The 16,922-nt window shown below is 49.3% G+C and carries 15 protein-coding genes; 11 read left to right on the forward strand and 4 right to left on the reverse strand.

Annotated features, from left to right (window positions below; genetic code table 11):
• The first annotated feature begins 105 nt into the window (after nucleotides 1-105).
• Entirely contained in the window at nucleotides 106-1,911 is a 1,806-nt protein-coding gene (locus KDM89_RS09310; RefSeq protein WP_212687665.1) for a hypothetical protein, read from the forward strand.
• Nucleotides 1,912-1,922: 11 nt separating this feature from the next.
• Here KDM89_RS09310 and KDM89_RS09315 read toward each other — a convergent pair.
• Nucleotides 1,923-3,028, reverse strand: a protein-coding gene (locus KDM89_RS09315; RefSeq protein WP_212687666.1) for an IS3 family transposase whose coding sequence is annotated in 2 segments (ribosomal slippage) — nucleotides 1,923-2,773 and nucleotides 2,773-3,028 — 1,107 coding nt in all. Because the reading frame shifts where the segments join, the coding sequence is not laid out codon by codon here.
• A gap of 169 nt (nucleotides 3,029-3,197) precedes the next feature.
• Between KDM89_RS09315 and KDM89_RS09320 the strand changes: the two genes are divergently transcribed.
• Nucleotides 3,198-7,070: a CHAT domain-containing protein gene (locus tag KDM89_RS09320; RefSeq protein WP_212687667.1), complete on the forward strand. Its 3,873-nt coding sequence runs from the start codon at nucleotides 3,198-3,200 to the stop codon at nucleotides 7,068-7,070.
• A gap of 599 nt (nucleotides 7,071-7,669) precedes the next feature.
• On the forward strand, nucleotides 7,670-8,131 hold the full coding sequence (locus KDM89_RS09325; protein ID WP_212687668.1) for a hypothetical protein: 462 nt from the start codon (nucleotides 7,670-7,672) through the stop codon (nucleotides 8,129-8,131).
• Nucleotides 8,132-8,424: 293 nt separating this feature from the next.
• On the opposite strand, the gene KDM89_RS09330 is transcribed toward KDM89_RS09325, so the two are convergent.
• On the reverse strand, nucleotides 8,425-10,371 hold the full coding sequence (locus KDM89_RS09330; protein WP_212687669.1) for a DUF2075 domain-containing protein: 1,947 nt from the start codon (nucleotides 10,369-10,371) through the stop codon (nucleotides 8,425-8,427).
• Nucleotides 10,368-10,610, reverse strand: a complete 243-nt coding sequence (locus tag KDM89_RS09335) for a helix-turn-helix domain-containing protein (RefSeq protein WP_212687670.1) — start codon at nucleotides 10,608-10,610, stop codon at nucleotides 10,368-10,370. Before KDM89_RS09335 ends, KDM89_RS09330 begins: the two co-directional genes overlap by 4 nt.
• 94 nt (nucleotides 10,611-10,704) lie before the next feature.
• Here KDM89_RS09335 and KDM89_RS09340 point away from each other — a divergent pair, with 94 nt between their 5' ends.
• The 7 genes from KDM89_RS09340 to KDM89_RS09370 all read left to right on the forward strand — a co-directional run bounded on the left by KDM89_RS09340 (nucleotide 10,705) and on the right by KDM89_RS09370 (nucleotide 15,829).
• On the forward strand, nucleotides 10,705-11,052 hold the full coding sequence (locus tag KDM89_RS09340) for a KTSC domain-containing protein (RefSeq protein ID WP_230427761.1): 348 nt from the start codon (nucleotides 10,705-10,707) through the stop codon (nucleotides 11,050-11,052).
• Between the two features lie 241 nt (nucleotides 11,053-11,293).
• Nucleotides 11,294-11,917 carry a glutathione S-transferase gene (locus KDM89_RS09345; protein ID WP_229793097.1) on the forward strand — a complete coding sequence of 208 codons (624 nt, stop codon included), beginning with the start codon at nucleotides 11,294-11,296 and terminating at the stop codon, nucleotides 11,915-11,917.
• A 795-nt stretch (nucleotides 11,918-12,712) separates the two neighbouring features.
• Entirely contained in the window at nucleotides 12,713-13,498 is a 786-nt protein-coding gene (locus KDM89_RS09350) for a tRNA-uridine aminocarboxypropyltransferase (RefSeq protein ID WP_212687672.1), read from the forward strand.
• 66 nt (nucleotides 13,499-13,564) lie between these two features.
• A complete protein-coding gene (locus KDM89_RS09355; protein ID WP_189356559.1) occupies nucleotides 13,565-13,825 on the forward strand; it encodes a DUF3297 family protein in 261 nt (86 codons plus the stop codon).
• Nucleotides 13,826-14,028: 203 nt separating this feature from the next.
• Nucleotides 14,029-14,655 carry a hypothetical protein gene (locus KDM89_RS09360; protein ID WP_212687673.1) on the forward strand — a complete coding sequence of 209 codons (627 nt, stop codon included), beginning with the start codon at nucleotides 14,029-14,031 and terminating at the stop codon, nucleotides 14,653-14,655.
• The gene (locus tag KDM89_RS09365; protein ID WP_212687674.1) at nucleotides 14,655-14,885 is read left to right on the forward strand and encodes a hypothetical protein; all 231 of its coding nucleotides are present in this window, start codon (nucleotides 14,655-14,657) and stop codon (nucleotides 14,883-14,885) included. The genes KDM89_RS09360 and KDM89_RS09365 overlap by 1 nt, the downstream gene beginning before the upstream one ends.
• Complete coding sequence (locus KDM89_RS09370) at nucleotides 14,885-15,829, forward strand: M23 family metallopeptidase (protein ID WP_230427779.1); 945 nt, start codon at nucleotides 14,885-14,887, stop codon at nucleotides 15,827-15,829. Before KDM89_RS09365 ends, KDM89_RS09370 begins: the two co-directional genes overlap by 1 nt.
• A 19-nt stretch (nucleotides 15,830-15,848) precedes the next feature.
• On the opposite strand, the gene KDM89_RS09375 is transcribed toward KDM89_RS09370, so the two are convergent.
• The gene (locus tag KDM89_RS09375) at nucleotides 15,849-16,601 is read right to left on the reverse strand and encodes a substrate-binding periplasmic protein (RefSeq protein WP_212687676.1); all 753 of its coding nucleotides are present in this window, start codon (nucleotides 16,599-16,601) and stop codon (nucleotides 15,849-15,851) included.
• A gap of 116 nt (nucleotides 16,602-16,717) precedes the next feature.
• Here KDM89_RS09375 and KDM89_RS09380 point away from each other — a divergent pair.
• Nucleotides 16,718-16,922 (forward strand): hypothetical protein (locus KDM89_RS09380; protein ID WP_212687677.1); only part of this gene is annotated, 205 nt, incomplete at its 3' end.

Consider the following 16,922-nt stretch of genomic DNA (forward strand, 5'->3'; position numbering starts at 1 on the left):
TGAGATGCTGCATATTGGCGAATGACTGTGGTTGAGAACAGGCCAGATGCGGATAAGATAAACACCACCGTCGATGCTCCATGTCGACAGCAATGAACTGACACCATGCCCTACCAAAGCACACACAATTATTCAACAAACTGGTTGCACCTAAGAAATATTCTGGGTGCGTATCCTATCTTCGAGCGTAACTCTGATATCCATTCGCTCAAAGAACATCTCCATGCAAATGCAATGGCAGTATTTCTGGCACGAGCAACTTTGGCCACTCCAGTCCTTGACAGAAAAACTGTCGCCGAAGTGCTTTCTGGGCAGCTTAAATGGCCAACCTCGACCAACGTTAGCCATTTCAAGGGTGCAACTATCCCCCTCTCATTCTTGGAAGACAATGGCTTCGTGAGTTTTTATGCGGGGTGGCTAAACGTACATTGTTGCACACCAAAGAACTTGGAAAGCCTCCATCCGAGCCTGGTTCCATTGATTGAAGCCATTAATCATTTAAAAGACATACTCTACGGCAGGAACGGCTACATTAAGGCACACTATATTTGCAAAGCACAAGACTTTGAAGAATCGTTGTCAAATCTGTTTGGGGGAGTCTCTGCAATCGAGCTCCTTCCAATTCTTCACCTTGAGAACGGTTACTATCATTTTCCGCCAGGCAAAGAAAATTTCAATCCATTGGTAAGTACGTACCTGTGGAACGAATTCAACAAAATGGATCCTGTACAAGCATTCAAGAACTGGATCACTTGCTTGCGAGTGAACTGTGAAAGTGCGATTCCAGTTTTATTTGAATTGGATAAAAACAAGGAGCGCACCGACTTTAACGAGCAGTTAGCTGCTTGGGTTGCCAACGATAGTGCACTTCAACAAACAGTCACTGTCCTACAAAAACAATCTCAGAACGAGCAAGCGTTTCAGCATATTGTGAGCCCCGTTTTAACGAGATTTAATATTAATATTAACATTAATAGCGATAGGGTAACCGATCCTTCTGATGCTTCCGAAACTATTGATCTGGAAAAGCACACGCTTAATACGCTGAGTTCAGCTTATTTTCTAAAAGATGTAGACGGTCTAAGCAATTTGCATAGCGTTAAAGTATCGTCTCGGTCTCACTGGCGCGAGCCAAATCTTTTTTATACGTGGCTTTTAGCAGCGACTGTGGAAGCGAGTATACACGTCGACGGCCAGACGCTCGTGTCTTCAGGTTATCCTGAAGCGATACTTGAGTTAGCCATGTCTCGGCCAGTGCTTAAACATATGTTGCTCAACGCTTTGCCTAGTTATGAAAGTGCCGGCTACAAGATATTTCTTCTTTCCAGGCCTGCGACCTGCAATGTCGCCCTCTTCTATCTTACTCAGCGACTTCTTTTACGACGTAACCGAAACGACTCACCAGCTATGCAATTGATTGAAAAAGGTTTCTCGCAGATGGTCCGCGACGAATATCTTCGAACGATCGAGGCTGCGCAAGATGTTGGCGAACTCTTGCTGGAAATAGTTGAATCCTTGAGTGAAGAGATAAATTTTCGAGCTTCCGACTTCTCCCAAAGTCCAGAATATCGAATATTGATCGATATCCTAGATAACTTGAACTATAAACATGTGACTGATCTTTCGCATTCGCTTGATAACCTTATTTCCCAAGCCAACGAAGATTCGAGTAAGCAACCTAAACATCATTATTTTTATTTATTGGGCTTCTGGTTAATTGACCGTCTCGACAATGCGGGAATTGATTCCACAGGTTCACTAAGCAAGTCTATAAAAGATGCGATCTTCAACCTCTACGAATCTGAATTTAATGACAATCTCACTGGGAAATATCAGACTCTTGAGCCATCGGCTTTCTTTTCCACGCTACCGTGGCATAAGCTTTTTCTGACAGATAATGTGGGTCTGTAAACCTCCCCTAATCAGTGCCAGGTATTACCAGAGTTTTGAGGCTGATGGAAAAGTCGGTATTCAACAGGTGTCATCCCGTTGAGTGAATCATGCGGGCATTGCTCGTTGTAATCGGTCATCCATTGTTCCGTTCGCTCTTTCACCTCCTGTAAACTCCTGAACACGTACATATCCAGCACACCTTGCCGGTAACTACGGTTAAAACGTTCAATGAAGCCATTTTGCATCGGCCTGCCCGGCTCAATAAATTCCAGATGAATCCCATGCTTTTGCGCCCAGTCCGCAAGGCTTGCTGATATAAATTCCGGCCCGTTATCCGTTCGGATTTGCGCCGGAAATCCGCGCCAGGCCACAATACGCTCCAGCACACGAATCACACGCGATGCAGGTAAATTCAGATCAATTTCAATCGCCAGTACTTCACGATTAAAATCATCCACCACATTCAGCGTACGGAAGCGTCTGCCGCACCATAGTGCATCGCTCATAAAATCAATCGACCAGCTTTTGTTTACCTCGTCAGGTACCGCTAGTGGCTGGGGGTATCGGCTGGGTAATCGTTTCTTCCCAATGCGCCGGAGATTCATTTTTAGCTGGCAATACACGCGATATACCTTTTTATGATTCCAGCAATGACCACGTCGTCTGAGTAGTTGAAAGTACTTCCCGAATCCCCGTTCCGGAAATCGTTCGGCCAGCTCTTGTAAAGCGGTGATGATGTCGTCATCCGTCACGTACTTCGGCTGGTAATTCAAGGTAGAGCGCGAGAGCGCCATCGCTTTACACGCCTGGCGCTGACTCAAACCAACCTCCTGCAACTGCCTGACGTAATCTCGCTTCTGGTCCGGGGTCAGCGCTTTAAACCGATCACCTCTTTAAATGCATGATTCTCCAGTGACAGGTCAGCAACCATCATTTTGAGTTTGCGATTTTCCTCTTCGAGGTCTTTCAGGCGCTTGATATCTGCTGCCTCCATACCACCATATTTCGATTTCCACTGATAGTACGTAGCTTCGGAAACGCTGTGCTCACGGCAAACATCTTTCACTAAACGGCCCGCTTCGACGGACTTCAGAATTCCGATGATTTGTGTTTCGGTAAATCGGCTCTTACGCATTTGTGCTCTCCTTTGGCATCTCAGTTTGCCTCAAGAACTCTGGTTATGCATGGTTCGATTTTACGGGAGGGTTACACTTGCTGTTACTGCCGCTAACAAAAAGATAAAGAGATAGCTATTCTGTACGCTTTTGCGTGATATATGAGCCCTAAATCTCAAGGAAAGATACATGAGCGAACAAGTTTCTACTGCTGATCTCGACTTACAAGGTTTCAACCCTTACACATTATTCGGAGATGGTTTTGAGCTAGGCAGTGTGGATCTAATTCAGGGAGGCTCATTCCGAGAAGTTATTGGACGAGGTGTTGTAGCTTTGCTTCTGAATGCGAAGAATAGGGATGGTGAACAAGCTTTCGGAAGGGCGGTGATAGTTCTTCCGCCAAAAATTGTAACTAAGCACACAAAGGAGTCTGTGTTCGACGCGTTGGCTCATGCGATCAAAGACCTTCGTGGTGTTGAGCTTGACGAACAAGAAAAGCCAATTCTCCGTCGGCGTGTGCAGGTCGTAAATAGTCCATCACTCGAAGTCACTGATCTGTTCTGTACAGTGAAGGAGCAAGTGGGGCGGTGTCTTATTGTGATCGCGGACGCGAGCCAGTATCGCAATACTTCGCTCGTCTTAGCTGCAGCCTTTGGCACCTCTGCTGTTCGGATGAGTGAAGATCGGTGGGTACCTCACGTAGCTTCGATTTGCCAGCAGCTTGTTCCAATCGTGAAAGAGCTTGAAGGGTATGGGCTGATTCATGTCCAGGAAATTCCAGCTCAAAAGTCCAGCAATGTGGAATTGCTGATTTCGATAGACGATTGCTATGTAGCATCCTTGGGTTATGAGATGGATCCCGAAGAGATTATAACTTCTCGCGCACAATTATGGCGGTTCATGGTTCTTCAAGGGCGACTGCAGGAAGTCGTAACAGAAATTGAGGAGTTAGCATTGCCCGATGGTGTACGACTTCATCTTCTTGTTCAGTTGTTGCAAGGAACTGGAAGGGATGAAGAGATGCTCGATGTCATCGCTAAACTAAGGCCATATCTTGCGGGTCTCCCAACTGAGGCGGCTATTCAGGTAGCGAGATTTGTTCAGCAGATGGGAGATGATGAGCTAGTAGAGGAGCTGTTACCTGAAACCGCAGACGGTATTAGCAACCAACTTCGGCTTGAGGAAGCTCTCGAACTTTCTACTTATTTAGAAGATAACAAACGAATCGCTCTTTTTGATGGGCGACTTACTGAGCTTTTTCCTTACTCAAAACGACTTCGAGAAAATCGGGATCGCCGGTTGTTAATAAATTCTGGAAATACAAGGTCCGACGAATCACATCTATTCACGACGGCTGGTTTTACTGATCAGCATTTAACGGTGCAAAAAAGACTGTCTGCTTTAGAGCCCGAATACGGAGCTGCTATCGAGGAAGCAGATGGATGGGGGCAGGACTGGTTGGAGCTAACTGTACTTTGTTGTGCGATACATGCACAAAGTTTTGGCAAGCCAATAGAAGCTGCTAATACGGCTCGCTTCATTACTTCGTCAGAGCTCTATGGTCGCCAGGCTACTCAAATTCTCCTTTCATCAATCAAGGTAATGCTGCTCAAGGAGCTTGTTCCTGAAGGTGGGCATGACTACTATCGGAACTTATTCCAGGCGATATTCCGATTCCTCGCTCAGCACCCAGAGGACGATGATGTTCGTTTAAGACTGCTTATGTTGCTGTCTGTCGAATCTTGTGGGGAAATGGGGATTCCCATAGCTGCGCTCACGTTGCTAGACCTAACCCAGCAAGGGGTGCGCCTAGTACCGTCGAGTGTTAATGCCGATGAAGCCCGCTCTTTAGAGATCAATGAGGCTATTGAAACATCAATAAGGAACGGTTTCATGTGGTTAGCTGACATTGGGGTTGGTGAACCTGGTGTGACAGTTATGCCTCGTGAATTGTTAGTCGCCAATCCTGACGATGTTGTGCAAACTCTTGGTCGTTTTGTGCATCTCACCAGTGCTCAGAGGGGCGAAAACGTCGATTTGGAGTATATGAGGAAGTTGGTATTGCTTGCGTGTGCCATTTGCCCTCATGCAGGATTGGCATGTAACGAAGATATTCGATTAATGAGGCATTTAGCAAGCCAATTCGCAGTAGCAGGACAGTTTCAGCAGGCTCGCAATTTTGCCGAGGCAATCCTACTTATGGGGCGATCTAGTGCATATCGCCGTCGTCTGGCCTGGCAAGCATTTGGTGACATCTATCATCGTTGTCATAATCATGTTGTTGCACTTGTTGGCTTGGCCTGTGCGCAGGCAGTTGATGTTGCAGTGGAAAAGGCTGACCTTTGGCACGAAGCCTACTGTATTCATCGCATCCTACGAGATCTAGGACTGTTTGAACTTTCTCGTGCGCTGCTCCCAACAATGAAAACACTCTTGTCTGATCTCGGGTTTGATGCCACAGAAGACCCGCGCTATATCTGCGCAGATCTAGGGCTCCAACTCATGGAAACTGATGGCTCTGCAGTTAAACTGCTTGATGAGCTCCTTGAAAAAATCGCAGAGGCTTGCCGTAAAGAGCTTGGAAACAGGACCAATCTATTTCCTCTCGCGCTTCTTTTAGGACAGGTTTTCCTCAAGGCCGAAGGTGCAGGGGTAAGCATTTCACAAGACAAACGAGCATTATTGAAAAATGCACTTTTTCAAATTGGCATCAGTATGGCTGACTTGATACGCACGGTTTCGACCGCAAAGCCTTCCTCGAAGGATGTGTTGGCTATGTTCAATAGCGTGGAGCGTGCTATGTACACGTCAGACGTTTCTCGCGATTACACTGTCCTTAAAGTTGCGGCGAGACGGTTATTGGATCTGGAGCAACAAGGTGAGTTAATACCCAACGAAAGTGCATTTGCAACTGAACTGCTTGCAGATCACACCGTTGCACTAACAGGTAATGTACCTGAGATGACTTTGGAGTGGCCGGTTCGATATGCTACGGAGCTAAATCAGGCAGGCTTAGATGTAGCCTTCCTCGCTCTGAATTCGCTAGGGGAACTTACGGTTATACATGTAAGTGATGGACAGGCCAAGTTAATAGTACAGCCCAGGCTTGAGCAAAATTTTCGGAGTCGCTTAAGAAGCTGGTTACAGGATTACCCCAAAACCTATGGCTGTATCGACAGTAGCGAAGGAAATAATATTTTTTTCACAACGATGGAAGAGCTCAATGTTCGCCTGCCGTTATCAGATAGGCTCGTTTTGGTTGCAGAACCATTTTTGCAGCAACTTACTGCCAATCTTGTAGTCGTGCAACCTGAAGACGGGACATTTGGATACTTTGCGGGTATGAAAACTGCTATTGGTATTGTTCCTTCGTTAAGTTGGCTATCAACTGTCAATGTCGCCAAACGCAGCGGTTTAACTCTCTACAAGGCATGGATATCGGCTGCAGCAAATTCAGCGTCTGGAGAATCATTAGAAGTTACAAATGAATATGGAGTTTACCAAGAACAACCTGAACGGGAGTCTACTCTTGATATTGCGCTCAGACGTCTCAGTGGATGCTTCGAGGAATTCGGCTTCGTTGTGGATACCGGACGCAAACTGCCAAAAAACATGAAAGATGCAGGTTTGGTTGTAGTGACGGCCCATGGTGGTTTGGACAAAGAGGGTCGCTACTTGCGCAGCATCCGTGATGATGAAAATCTTTTCGAAGCTCCCTCGGCTCTAGCCACAGCCTTAGCGGGAGTTGAGCTAGTTATCTTGTTTGTTTGTAGTGGTGGCCGCATTGATAAAAATCCTTGGGACAATTCAACAATCAGTCTTCCTAAGCAATTGCTAAACAATGGCTGCCGTGCAGTCATTGCATCACCTTGGCCGCTTAATGTTATGGTAACGTACAACTGGCTTGCCCCCTTTTTGAGGGAGTGGGAAGCTGGAGCTACTGTCCTAGATGCAACAAAGAAAGCAAATGATATGGTCGCACAGCGCCTAGGCGACGTTCCGCAGTATTCCTTGGCAATGCGTGTTTATGGAGATGTCTTGCTAGCAAAGAGTGGAACCTGAAACCAAGCTTAAATAGGCCAGTACTTGAGAATGTTTAGTTGTGAATTCTATATCGTTAGAATTGAGAAACAAGCTATTTCATTATTAGAGTCGGGGATAGCCCTGTATTTCAGCATCTATGCCCTGCTTGGTCGTCTGATAAGACATCATTTCTGAAATTTGCATTGAAAAGCAAAGACAATTAGCTTAAGTCTTGTGGCGTCAAACAGATATTTTGTATCGTGATTGCCATAAATAAGCCAAAGTACAACGTACTCTAAAATATAGTCGAACCTAAGGTTCTGAGTTGAATAACGCAGCCACTCATGGCCGGACAGGCTACTCGTACTTTGATTGACCATTATGATGATAGAACTTTTATAGTAGATACTCCGTTATTATGCAGATTTGGCTTTAAGGGAGAATCTCACTCAATGCTTACTAATATCTTATCCGATGCTTCCCACAACCCGCAAAGCCTTATTTAGCAATGCTGGAAATCTCACTTTATGTGTCCTGCTACAGCGCTTTTGCTGAAGTTATTTTTCAGTTTGAAATACAAAAATGGCCTCCGACTGGCGGCCATTTTTACATCTGTCGATTTCTGAACTCAGATAAATATGAGCTACACACTACAAGCGTTCATTGCAAAAACTGGCGTATTCCCTTCACCAATACCAGACGGTTTGCATCAAGTGCAATTACCACAGGATATGGCACTCATACCGCTCGATACGAACCAGCGTTTGAAACTTGATATTGAGTTTTGTCCCCTAACGGATGGCGGCGCAACTGAACTAACTGCGCCATTAAGAGCACTGGCGAGCAAACTTAGCCAAAACGGACATATTGCCTATATCGAAGCAGAAATTTTCGGCGGCACCGGAATACAAGCCTCACAACAATTTTCGCATGGCAAAGCAATTACAACGATTGCCATCGAAATCAACGCGATTAACGTCGCCCTGAAATCGCTAGGGGTATCACAAGCTCATGCGAGTGATGAATTTGATGCAATTGGACTAGGCATTCACCGTGATACAGATCAGTGGATAAAAGGTCATTCTCAGAAAAACACATAAACGCTTCTCAATAGAAACCAAAACTAAATGGTCGCACTTGGTGACTACCTTGGTTCCCGAAGTTCTTCGACTGCTAAAAGTACAGATCGAAAACTTGATCGCTGCCGATCAGATCTCCCCACTAATGGGCAATGACGTACAACCATGCCCGGTGTTTATTGAGGGCGAATGCGCTGCGCGCTGGTAACAGCGACGTTTGATGCGCTTTTGCTGAAGTTATTTTTCAATTTGAAATACGAAAATGGCCTCCGACTGGAAGCCATTTTTACATCTACAATTTTCTCGCAATCAATTTAAGCGAATATGAACTCCAGATAATTTTGAATGCCGGTATAAAATTCTTTTTTCCTTGTGCTATCAAAATCATCGCCATCTGGAATATAAATCACCATCCCTTGCCGCGCTCGTGTCAGTAAAACGCGATAAGCATTTTCAAGATACCGCTGCTGTTCCGCTTGCTGTCGCCGCTTCCAAGTCGTACCAGTAAAGCGCCAATGCTCAAATTGGCCATTCACATACCGGTAATCGGCATCCCATGCCACTAAGCACCAATCGAGTTCCAGTCCTTGAATATCGAACTCTGTCGCGACATCTTCGAGATAGTGACATGAACGTACATCGTCTTGATCGTTCAAAAACCAATCTGCGGCAGATAAACGGTTTTTTACGAATATGCCCTCTGGCTTAAGGCGTACCGCACCCGATGAAGCGATCATGCCTTTAGTTTCATTGGCGCGCGCATGTTGCTTGATCCACGCTTTAGCTGCCTGTAAATCGCGCGTCACGAAAATAGGAAATTTGTCTCTAAGATTTTGAAAGATTTCAGCGGCGGCGTGCGGATTGTTATGAATCAGATGATGCACCATGTGCGATAGTTTCTCTGCTCGGAAAGATCGCATCGACGTAGCTAGGTGCAAACTAGGTACAGGTTTCGCGGTAGCGACATTAGAGAAATTGACATCTCGTCCTGCATATTCAACCTGTGTCAGTTTGTCTGAGTAGAAGACATCCCAATGGATAAATTGCTTCGCCAATGCGTCCGCCCAACCTTGTAAGCCAGCTTCGCCTGTATTAATTTCTTGCCCACCACCGATCAATGCAATGATGACACACCAATCTTGATGCCTATCCATGACACTAATCAGAAATTCAGGCTCGGATTGCGCGAATCCCTTTTGACCGCGCTTACTGTTCATAAATTTACTGGTGTTCTCTTGATCCCACGCTCGTTGTGCTTCGTCAAAAATAACGACATGTTCAATGGGAGCAGACGTGTCTTTGATGTATTCGTCTCTAAATTTATGAATGTTTTGAATTGATGCTGATGCTGCTCGTAGAGCACTTGCTTTGCTCTTATGAGTTTGTCTGGTTACTGAGTCGCGCGCTAATGCCTCATTGAGCACTTCGACTAAGGGACCATTGCCCGACAAGAAAACCGCCTGCTCCTCTTTTTCGACGCCCGCATTGGTTGCAATATTCAGGCCTACCAAAGTCTTGCCCGCACCCGGCACGCCAGTAACAAAGCAGATGGTCTTTCGCCGCTGTAAGCGAGCGTTATGGATAATTTCCTCAAGTGCTTTTGAAGTCAGACTTAGATTTTCAGCACCCGCGTCATTACGTGAAATATCGCTTATTTCATGATTTGCATATAGCGCCTGAGCCGCCTCGATAATTGTTGGCGTCGGCTTATACGGTGAGTTCAGCCAGCGATAAATATCAATTTGCGCATTTGAAGTATTTTCACTTATGAAATCTTTCAAAACCTTATTCAATTGATTTGCACTACAAGCAACGGGATCATATACGCAATCAATATGTCCTAAGATTGTTATGTCTTGAATCTTTACATCGGTCGGAATCAAAATTGGAACAATGATTTCGTTATGACTTCCTTCATGAAAGTGATGCAAATCCAAAGCATAGCCATGCACCTGCCGCATATCGTGTGCTTGAATTAACTTCGCACCGACCTTAAATTCCAAAATAAAAATGCAATTTTGAACTATCAGAACCACATCTGCACGACGTCCCATACGTGGTATTTGGAATTCAAAGAAAAGATGGCCTGTTTTGATGTCTTGTAAATTGGATTGCAAAATTTGAATTTGTCTTAACCATGCCTGCGTTTGCTGGATGACTAAATCTTGCGTATGGAATTGGGTAATCCTACCAATAATTTCTTCTGCACTATGCGCTAGAAATTCGACCACAGATGCTGAGTAATAAGCGCGATTTGTCATTGCTGCACCTCGGCAACAATGCATAAATCGACAATGGGGACTTGCAATGCGCGTGCGATACGATGGATGTTGAGTAAACTGACATTACGAATACCGCGTTCAATACCACTAATGTAAGTGCGATCAAGTTCCGCAATTAAACCCAATTGCTCCTGACTAATTCCTAGAGCAGTTCTGAGCGCTTTAACTCTTAATCCAAATTGCAGTAGCTCTTGCTGTACCATTTCGTCACCTTGCATTATCAATCCAGCAATCATGGTGACGTGAGACTTATAGGTCTACGGACTATAAGTCACGTATACTGATTTAACCTATCGAGGGAATGACATGGACATGAAAAAAATCCACTCCGGTAAATTGCGCGCCATTGGTTATGACGCGGCGCGGCGTTTGTTGCGGGTGGAGCTGGAAGGCGGGGCGGCGCTGGAGTACAGCGGGGTCAGTGCGGATTTGTGGCGGCGGTTTGCGGCGTCGGGGGTGGCGTGGAGTTTTTACCGCGACAATATCGAGGATGAGTTTCCGGCCAAAGCGGGGGCGCGGGTGGCGGGGTCTGCGAGTTCGCAACGGGCGGCGCTGGATGCCTTGTTTGGTGGCGGTTCTGTGTCTGCACCGGACAGCAGTGCGGCGGACGATGGCGATGCATCGTCGCAACCGGAGGCGGATGGTTCTGCGCCGCGCTGAGGCAGTTTATGCGCGCTGTTTGCATGGATACAGGACGGCTTCAGGGCGGTTTTAGCGCCGTTTTCGCGGCTGTGGTGGCGTGTGGCAGTGGTTGCTGAGCAATGGCGTCAGGCTGGCGCTATCCGCTGCTTATGCGTTTTCTGCGTGCTCTGAGCGGTTTTTTGTTTCGTGCTAGACTGCGCGCGGGTCTGGCGGCGCGGGCTGCCGGAGTTTCGATGTTGCAGGCTTTTTGAAGGATGGAATGATGCCTAAGCTGAAGCTGACTTATTTTGATATGCACGGTGGTCGCGGCGAGCCGGTTCGTCTGGCGCTGACACTGGGTGGTATTGCGTTTGAGGATCATCGCTTTGCGTATCCGCAGTTTGCGGAAATCCGTAAGACGGTGCCGTTTGGTCAGGTGCCGGTGCTGGAAGTGGATGGCGTGCAAATCACGCAAACCGATGCGATTCTGCGTTACGCAGGTAAGCTGGCCGGTTTGTATCCGCAGGATGCGTATCAGGCTTTGCTGTGCGATGAAATTGCGTATGTGATCGAAGAAAATCTGATCAAGCTGGGCCCGACTTTCCGTATGACCGGTGAAGAGCAGAAAGCGGCGCGTGAGGCGCTGGTGAACGGTTCTATCCCTGTGTATCTGCGCTGGCTGGAGCAAAAGCTGCAAGCGGCGGGCGGCGAGTATTTTGTCGGCGGCGCGCTGAGCATTGCGGATCTGCGCGTGTTTGTGGATGTGCGCACGCTGAATTCCGGTCGTCTGGATCATATCCCGACCGATCTGGTAGAAAAAACCGCGCCATTGCTGAACCAGCACATGGCACGCATCGCAGCCTTGCCTGCGATTGCTGCGTATTACGCGCAGTTCGCGAAGTAATCGCTGCTGTTCTCTGCCAAAACCACCTGTTGCGCAGGCACAGGTGGTTTTTTATTGCCCTTGCCGTTATGCTTGGCGCCGGTTGATGCCGGCGGGTGGAAAACGGGTTTTTCGGGGATTGTGCGGAAAACCTCAAAAACACCCCCCGGTATTCATGCGGGTTTCCAGGGGGGCCCTCCGGAAGTCCGCAGAAACACTGGGCTGCAGCGGTGATGGGCTGAAGAAGTCCGGCTGGCGGGGCTTTCCAGACCCCCTGCCTGCAAACGCAGGCGTGGAGCGGGGTTCGACGGGGTAGTGCGGAAATTTTTCTGCGGTTTGCTGTTCAGCAGCGCGGAAAACCGGTTTTTACGGCAAATCGCCGAAAACCCGAAAAACACACCCCGGTATCCATGCGGGTTTCCAGGGGGGCCCTTCGGAAGTCCGCAGAAACACTGGGCTGCAGCGGTGATGAGCTGGAGAAGTCCGGCTGGCGCGGCTTTCCAGACCCCCTGCCTGCAAACGCAGGCGTGGTGCGGGGTTCGGCGGGGTGGCGTGAAAATTTTTCTGCGGTTTGCCGTTCAGCGGCACGGAAAACCGGTTTTTGCCCCAAATCGCCGAAAACCCGAAAAACACCCCCCGGTATCCATGCGGGTTTCCAAGGGGGCCCTCCGGAAGTCCGCAGAAACACTGGGCTGCAGCGGTGATAAGCTGGAGAAGTCCGGCTGGCGCTGCTTTCCAGACCCCCTACCTGCGAACACAGGCGTGGCGCGGGGTTTGGCGGTATTGGTAGTTCAGAATCAGAATTCAGGAGTCAGGATGCAACAGGAAGCAGGATCAGCGCCGCATGCGGTATCGCGTTTGCGCAGTCAGCGTTTATTGCGCAGTACACGGCCGTTTCTGGCGCGCGGCGGGCCAAAGGGTGAGCGTTGCGGCGGCTGCCGTTTGCTGCCCAGCCATTGCCTGTGCGCGCATCGTCCGGTGCAGGCTACCCGCGCCGGTGTCTGCCTGATCATGCATGAACATGAAGCCTTAAAGCCGAGCAATACCGGCTGGCTGATTGCGGATGTGGTGCCGGATACGATGGCGTTTGAGTGGTCGCGCACCGCGCCGGATGCGGCAATGCTGGCGGCGCTGCAAGATCCGCAATGGCAGCCGTATCTGGTGTTTCCGGGCGAATTTGTCGAACCATCGCGGGTGATTTCTGCGCTGCCGCCAGCGGAAGTACAGCAAAGCGGCGGCAAGCGGCCTTTGTTTATTCTGCTGGATGCCACCTGGTCGGAAGCACGCAAAATTTTTAAGAAAAGTCCGTATCTGGCGCAGATGCCGGTGCTGAGTCTGCAACCGGAGCAAGTGTCGCGCTATGCGCTGCGCCGTTCGCGCCGCGATGATCATTTGTGTACCGCCGAAGTGGCAGCGCTGTGTCTGCAGCAAAGCGGCGATAACGAAGCAGCAGCCGCGCTGGAGTTATGGTTTGATGCTTTCAGCGATCATTATCTGCGTGCCAAACAGCAGCTTCCGGCAGACTGGAACGATGCATTGCATCAGCAATTGTGTGCGCTAAAAGCGCGGGTAACGCAGGCTGAAGCAGGGTTGCCGGACTGAAATGCCGCGCCTGTCGTTGCACGACAGGCATTGAACCGGAATCCGCTTTGCGCGATAATCGCGGCCATGAACGCACCTACACGCCCCCCGATTCCGGATCAGTTGTCGATTGATCCAAAGAGCCCTCATTTCAATGCTGCCGTCCTGGAGCATGACATAGGTATCCGTATTAACGGCAAACAACGTAACGATGTGGAAGAGTTTTGCATCAGCGAAGGCTGGATCAAAGTCGCCGCTGGCCGCGCACGTGACCGCTACGGCCGCGCCATGCTGGTGAAGATCAAAGGCACGGTAGAAGCCTTTTATCTGGACGAATCCGCTGCCTGATCGTTAACACGCATCTGCAATCACGCCGCCGCACGCAAGTCCGGCGGCGTTTTTCATGGGCGCTCTGCCCTGCTTTGCGCTGCACGCAGGCGCAAGGGCTGCACGAAGCGGCTGGCGATGGTTACAATGGCAAGATTGCAGATGCTGTAAATGCTGCGAATGCTGCTGATGCTTCAAAAGTCCTTATTCACCGGAATTCACCCATGACCTTACGCCACCGCGCCCTGTTCGCCGCGTTTGCTGCACTCGCCGCCTGCAGCGGCCTGAGCCTGTTCAGCACCGCCGCCCGCGCCGAAGAGCAAACCTTTCCCGCCAGATTAAGCCGTCAGGAACAAATTCAGATCAGCCAGCAGGCCTGTCTGGAACCGCACGGGCTGGAAGCGGCGGAAATTGATGCGCGCAGCTTCACGCCGAATGGCAAAGCATCGTATGCCGATGTGCGCTGCCGCCCGCACAAGGCTTTACGTCAGCGCCCTTTGTACTACGTGACCCAGTGCGCGCGCGATGGCAACCAGTGGGTATGTGCGCAGGATGAGCTGGAAACCATCGTCGCGCTCGGCAAACGGGAATTGCTGGTACGCCCCGGCAGTCTGGCACCGGAAAAAGCAGTCGACACCGTGCAAAGCATCTGGCGCTATCAGTATTTTCAGGGAATGAGCATCGACAAGGCGCTGGAATCCGTTTGCAGCACCGGCATGGGCGACCGCGCCGATCTGGTGGAAATTTCCTGCAAGCGCTGGTCTGTCAGCGTGTCGTACTGGTGCCCGAAAGAAGCCCGCAAAGAACCCTGCCCTCGCGTGATTTATATGCATGAAAGGAAGTTGCCGTGATGAATGAAAATCTACTCGATTTTATTATGTGCGAGATCAGGAACTATCTGAATGCGCGTCCGGAGTCTGCAGATACGCTGGAAGGCATACACAACTGGTGGATACGCTGGCCGGATGTAGCGGAATCCCAAATGATCACCGCCGATGCACTGCAACGACTTGAAGCACAGGGTTTTCTCGAACAGAAAAACATAGGATCACGCGTACTCTGGCGCCGCAAAAGAAATTGATGAAACACCGTATTTCCCGTATCGCTGTGGCGATGACAGCGAGCGTTATCGCCGCCAACACCTGCGCACAATCGTCGCAATTCAATATTCGTATTGAGAAAAAAGCCGGTTACGATCAGATGCTGGCGTATAACAATGGCGTGATTCCGCAAACCGTGCGCGTCTGGCTGAACAGCAGCACTAACACTGCCAGCGGCTTTCCTATGCCGGTGGAAAGACAGGTATTTCCGCGTTCTACTGTGGTACTGAATGAATTCCGGCCGGCAAATCCGAAGCAGGCATTTTACTATCACTATCAATACTCATTAACACATGGCGATCCGTCGGCAGTGCATGACCAGAATGCGAAATATCTGCCACCGTTTTTCTGGCCGGATGCACGATTAATCAATCAGGCAGAAGACCGTTTAAATAACAGTCATAACAGCTCTGAAAATCACTTCGCACTGGATATTGATCTGCCGATGGGAACGCCTGTGATGGCAGCGCGTGAAGGCGTGGTCGTCGCGAATGTGAAGCATTTTCCGGATACGGGCAGACTGGACAGAGCCCTGAATGATCAGGCGAACTATGTGATGATATTGCACGGTGACGGCAGCTTTGCATCGTATATACATCTGAAGCAAAACTCGTCCGCACTGGTCGCCGGACAGCGCATTGCCACTGGCGATCTGATTGGCTTATCCGGTAACAGCGGCTATTCCAGTGGCCCGCATCTGCACTTTGATGTGCAGGTAAACCAGCGCGGAAAAATCACTTCCGTTCCGTTTCGCTTCTGGGACCCGGCCAGCGGTTACTACCGCCCGAAAACCGGCACCCGGGTGCAAGCTGTGAAAATCATCAGAGGTGAAACGGGTCAGCACAAGCCTTTGAAAGACTGCAAAAAACCGGGTAATCTGATTGATCAGGATGTACTGAACTGTATGCGGCGTAATCCGCAGTAAAGTCTTATTACAGAAGGGTTTAATCGATTTCGTAACTGCGCACGATACGCGCCAGTTCACCGGACTTCACCAGTTGCTGTAAATCCTGATTCAACTGTTCCACGGTAGAAGTCGGTACATGCGGTGCGGCAAACAGAAAGATACCACCGCTGTCGAATGATACCGGCAACAACCGGACTTGCGAGAATTCTTTGAGCTTGGGTGCAACGTAGTGAAAGTAAGATTCACGGGCGTAAAAGAAGCGCCCGCGCCCCGCCAGCAATTTGCGGATATTCTGCTCACCGGACGGTGAGCCGGCATCCAGCCGTATACCGTCGCGCTGCAAACGTTCAATTTCCGAATTGCCCTGTACGATCAGCACGATGCCTTTGTCACCAAGCTGGCGCACATCATCCCACTGACGTATCTGAATCGGATCGTCAGCGCGCACCGCCAGCCTTGCGCTGGTAATGTGTATCGGTACGCGCAAAAATTGCATGCCTGCAGTCTGTCTGGCAGCAGTAATGCGTGCCCCGCAAACCAGATCTGCACGTCCGGCCAGCATTTCATGCTCCACTCTGCGCACTGGCATAGCCTGCGTTGGCAATACAAATTGCTGACGCGGGTTATTCGCCGTCACCGCACGCAGAATGTCGGCACACATACCAGTCCATTCATCGCCCTGACGGATAAAATAAGGTTCTGCCGCCTCCCAAATGCCAAGGCGCAGCGGACCGGCAACAGCCGGACCCGCCAGACAAATGGCAATCAGAGGAATCAGCAAACGTTTCATAAGCGCAATGAATTGAATAGATTCTCATTTAACCATATTCGGAGTAAGGGAATCGTAAAATAGTTTTTTCCTGAAGGCAAGTGGCAACAAAAAACCGGGCGCAAGGCCCGGTTGACATGGATGCAGCAAGACAGGTTTATTTTGTCGCTGCTGGTTTTGCTACTTCAGCTTTGACTTCCGGTTTCACTTCCGCGCCGCCTTCAGCGTGCTTTTTCGCTTTCTTTACTTTCTTTGGTTTCGCTTCTGTTTTAGCTTCAGCCGCTTTCGTTTCTGTTGCAGCAGGCGTTGCCACTGGTTTCGGTTCTGCTTTCGCGCTGGCGG

The sequence above is a fragment of the Cognatundibacterium luofuense genome, from assembly GCF_018139685.1.
Lineage (GTDB): Bacteria > Pseudomonadota > Gammaproteobacteria > Burkholderiales > Burkholderiaceae_D > Undibacterium > Undibacterium luofuense.

Bases quoted from the DNA above. Each gene is read 5' to 3' on its own strand.
- KDM89_RS09310 (WP_212687665.1), top strand. From the start codon at position 106: ATGCCCTACCAAAGCACACACAATTATTCAACAAACTGGTTGCACCTA.
- KDM89_RS09320 (WP_212687667.1), top strand. From the start codon at position 3,198: ATGAGCGAACAAGTTTCTACTGCTGATCTCGACTTACAAGGTTTCAAC.
- KDM89_RS09325 (WP_212687668.1), top strand. From the start codon at position 7,670: ATGAGCTACACACTACAAGCGTTCATTGCAAAAACTGGCGTATTCCCT.
- KDM89_RS09330 (WP_212687669.1), bottom strand. From the start codon at position 10,371: ATGACAAATCGCGCTTATTACTCAGCATCTGTGGTCGAATTTCTAGCG.
- KDM89_RS09335 (WP_212687670.1), bottom strand. From the start codon at position 10,610: ATGCAAGGTGACGAAATGGTACAGCAAGAGCTACTGCAATTTGGATTA.
- KDM89_RS09340 (WP_230427761.1), top strand. From the start codon at position 10,705: ATGAAAAAAATCCACTCCGGTAAATTGCGCGCCATTGGTTATGACGCG.
- KDM89_RS09345 (WP_229793097.1), top strand. From the start codon at position 11,294: ATGATGCCTAAGCTGAAGCTGACTTATTTTGATATGCACGGTGGTCGC.
- KDM89_RS09350 (WP_212687672.1), top strand. From the start codon at position 12,713: ATGCAACAGGAAGCAGGATCAGCGCCGCATGCGGTATCGCGTTTGCGC.
- KDM89_RS09355 (WP_189356559.1), top strand. From the start codon at position 13,565: ATGAACGCACCTACACGCCCCCCGATTCCGGATCAGTTGTCGATTGAT.
- KDM89_RS09360 (WP_212687673.1), top strand. From the start codon at position 14,029: ATGACCTTACGCCACCGCGCCCTGTTCGCCGCGTTTGCTGCACTCGCC.
- KDM89_RS09365 (WP_212687674.1), top strand. From the start codon at position 14,655: ATGAATGAAAATCTACTCGATTTTATTATGTGCGAGATCAGGAACTAT.
- KDM89_RS09370 (WP_230427779.1), top strand. From the start codon at position 14,885: ATGAAACACCGTATTTCCCGTATCGCTGTGGCGATGACAGCGAGCGTT.
- KDM89_RS09375 (WP_212687676.1), bottom strand. From the start codon at position 16,601: ATGAAACGTTTGCTGATTCCTCTGATTGCCATTTGTCTGGCGGGTCCG.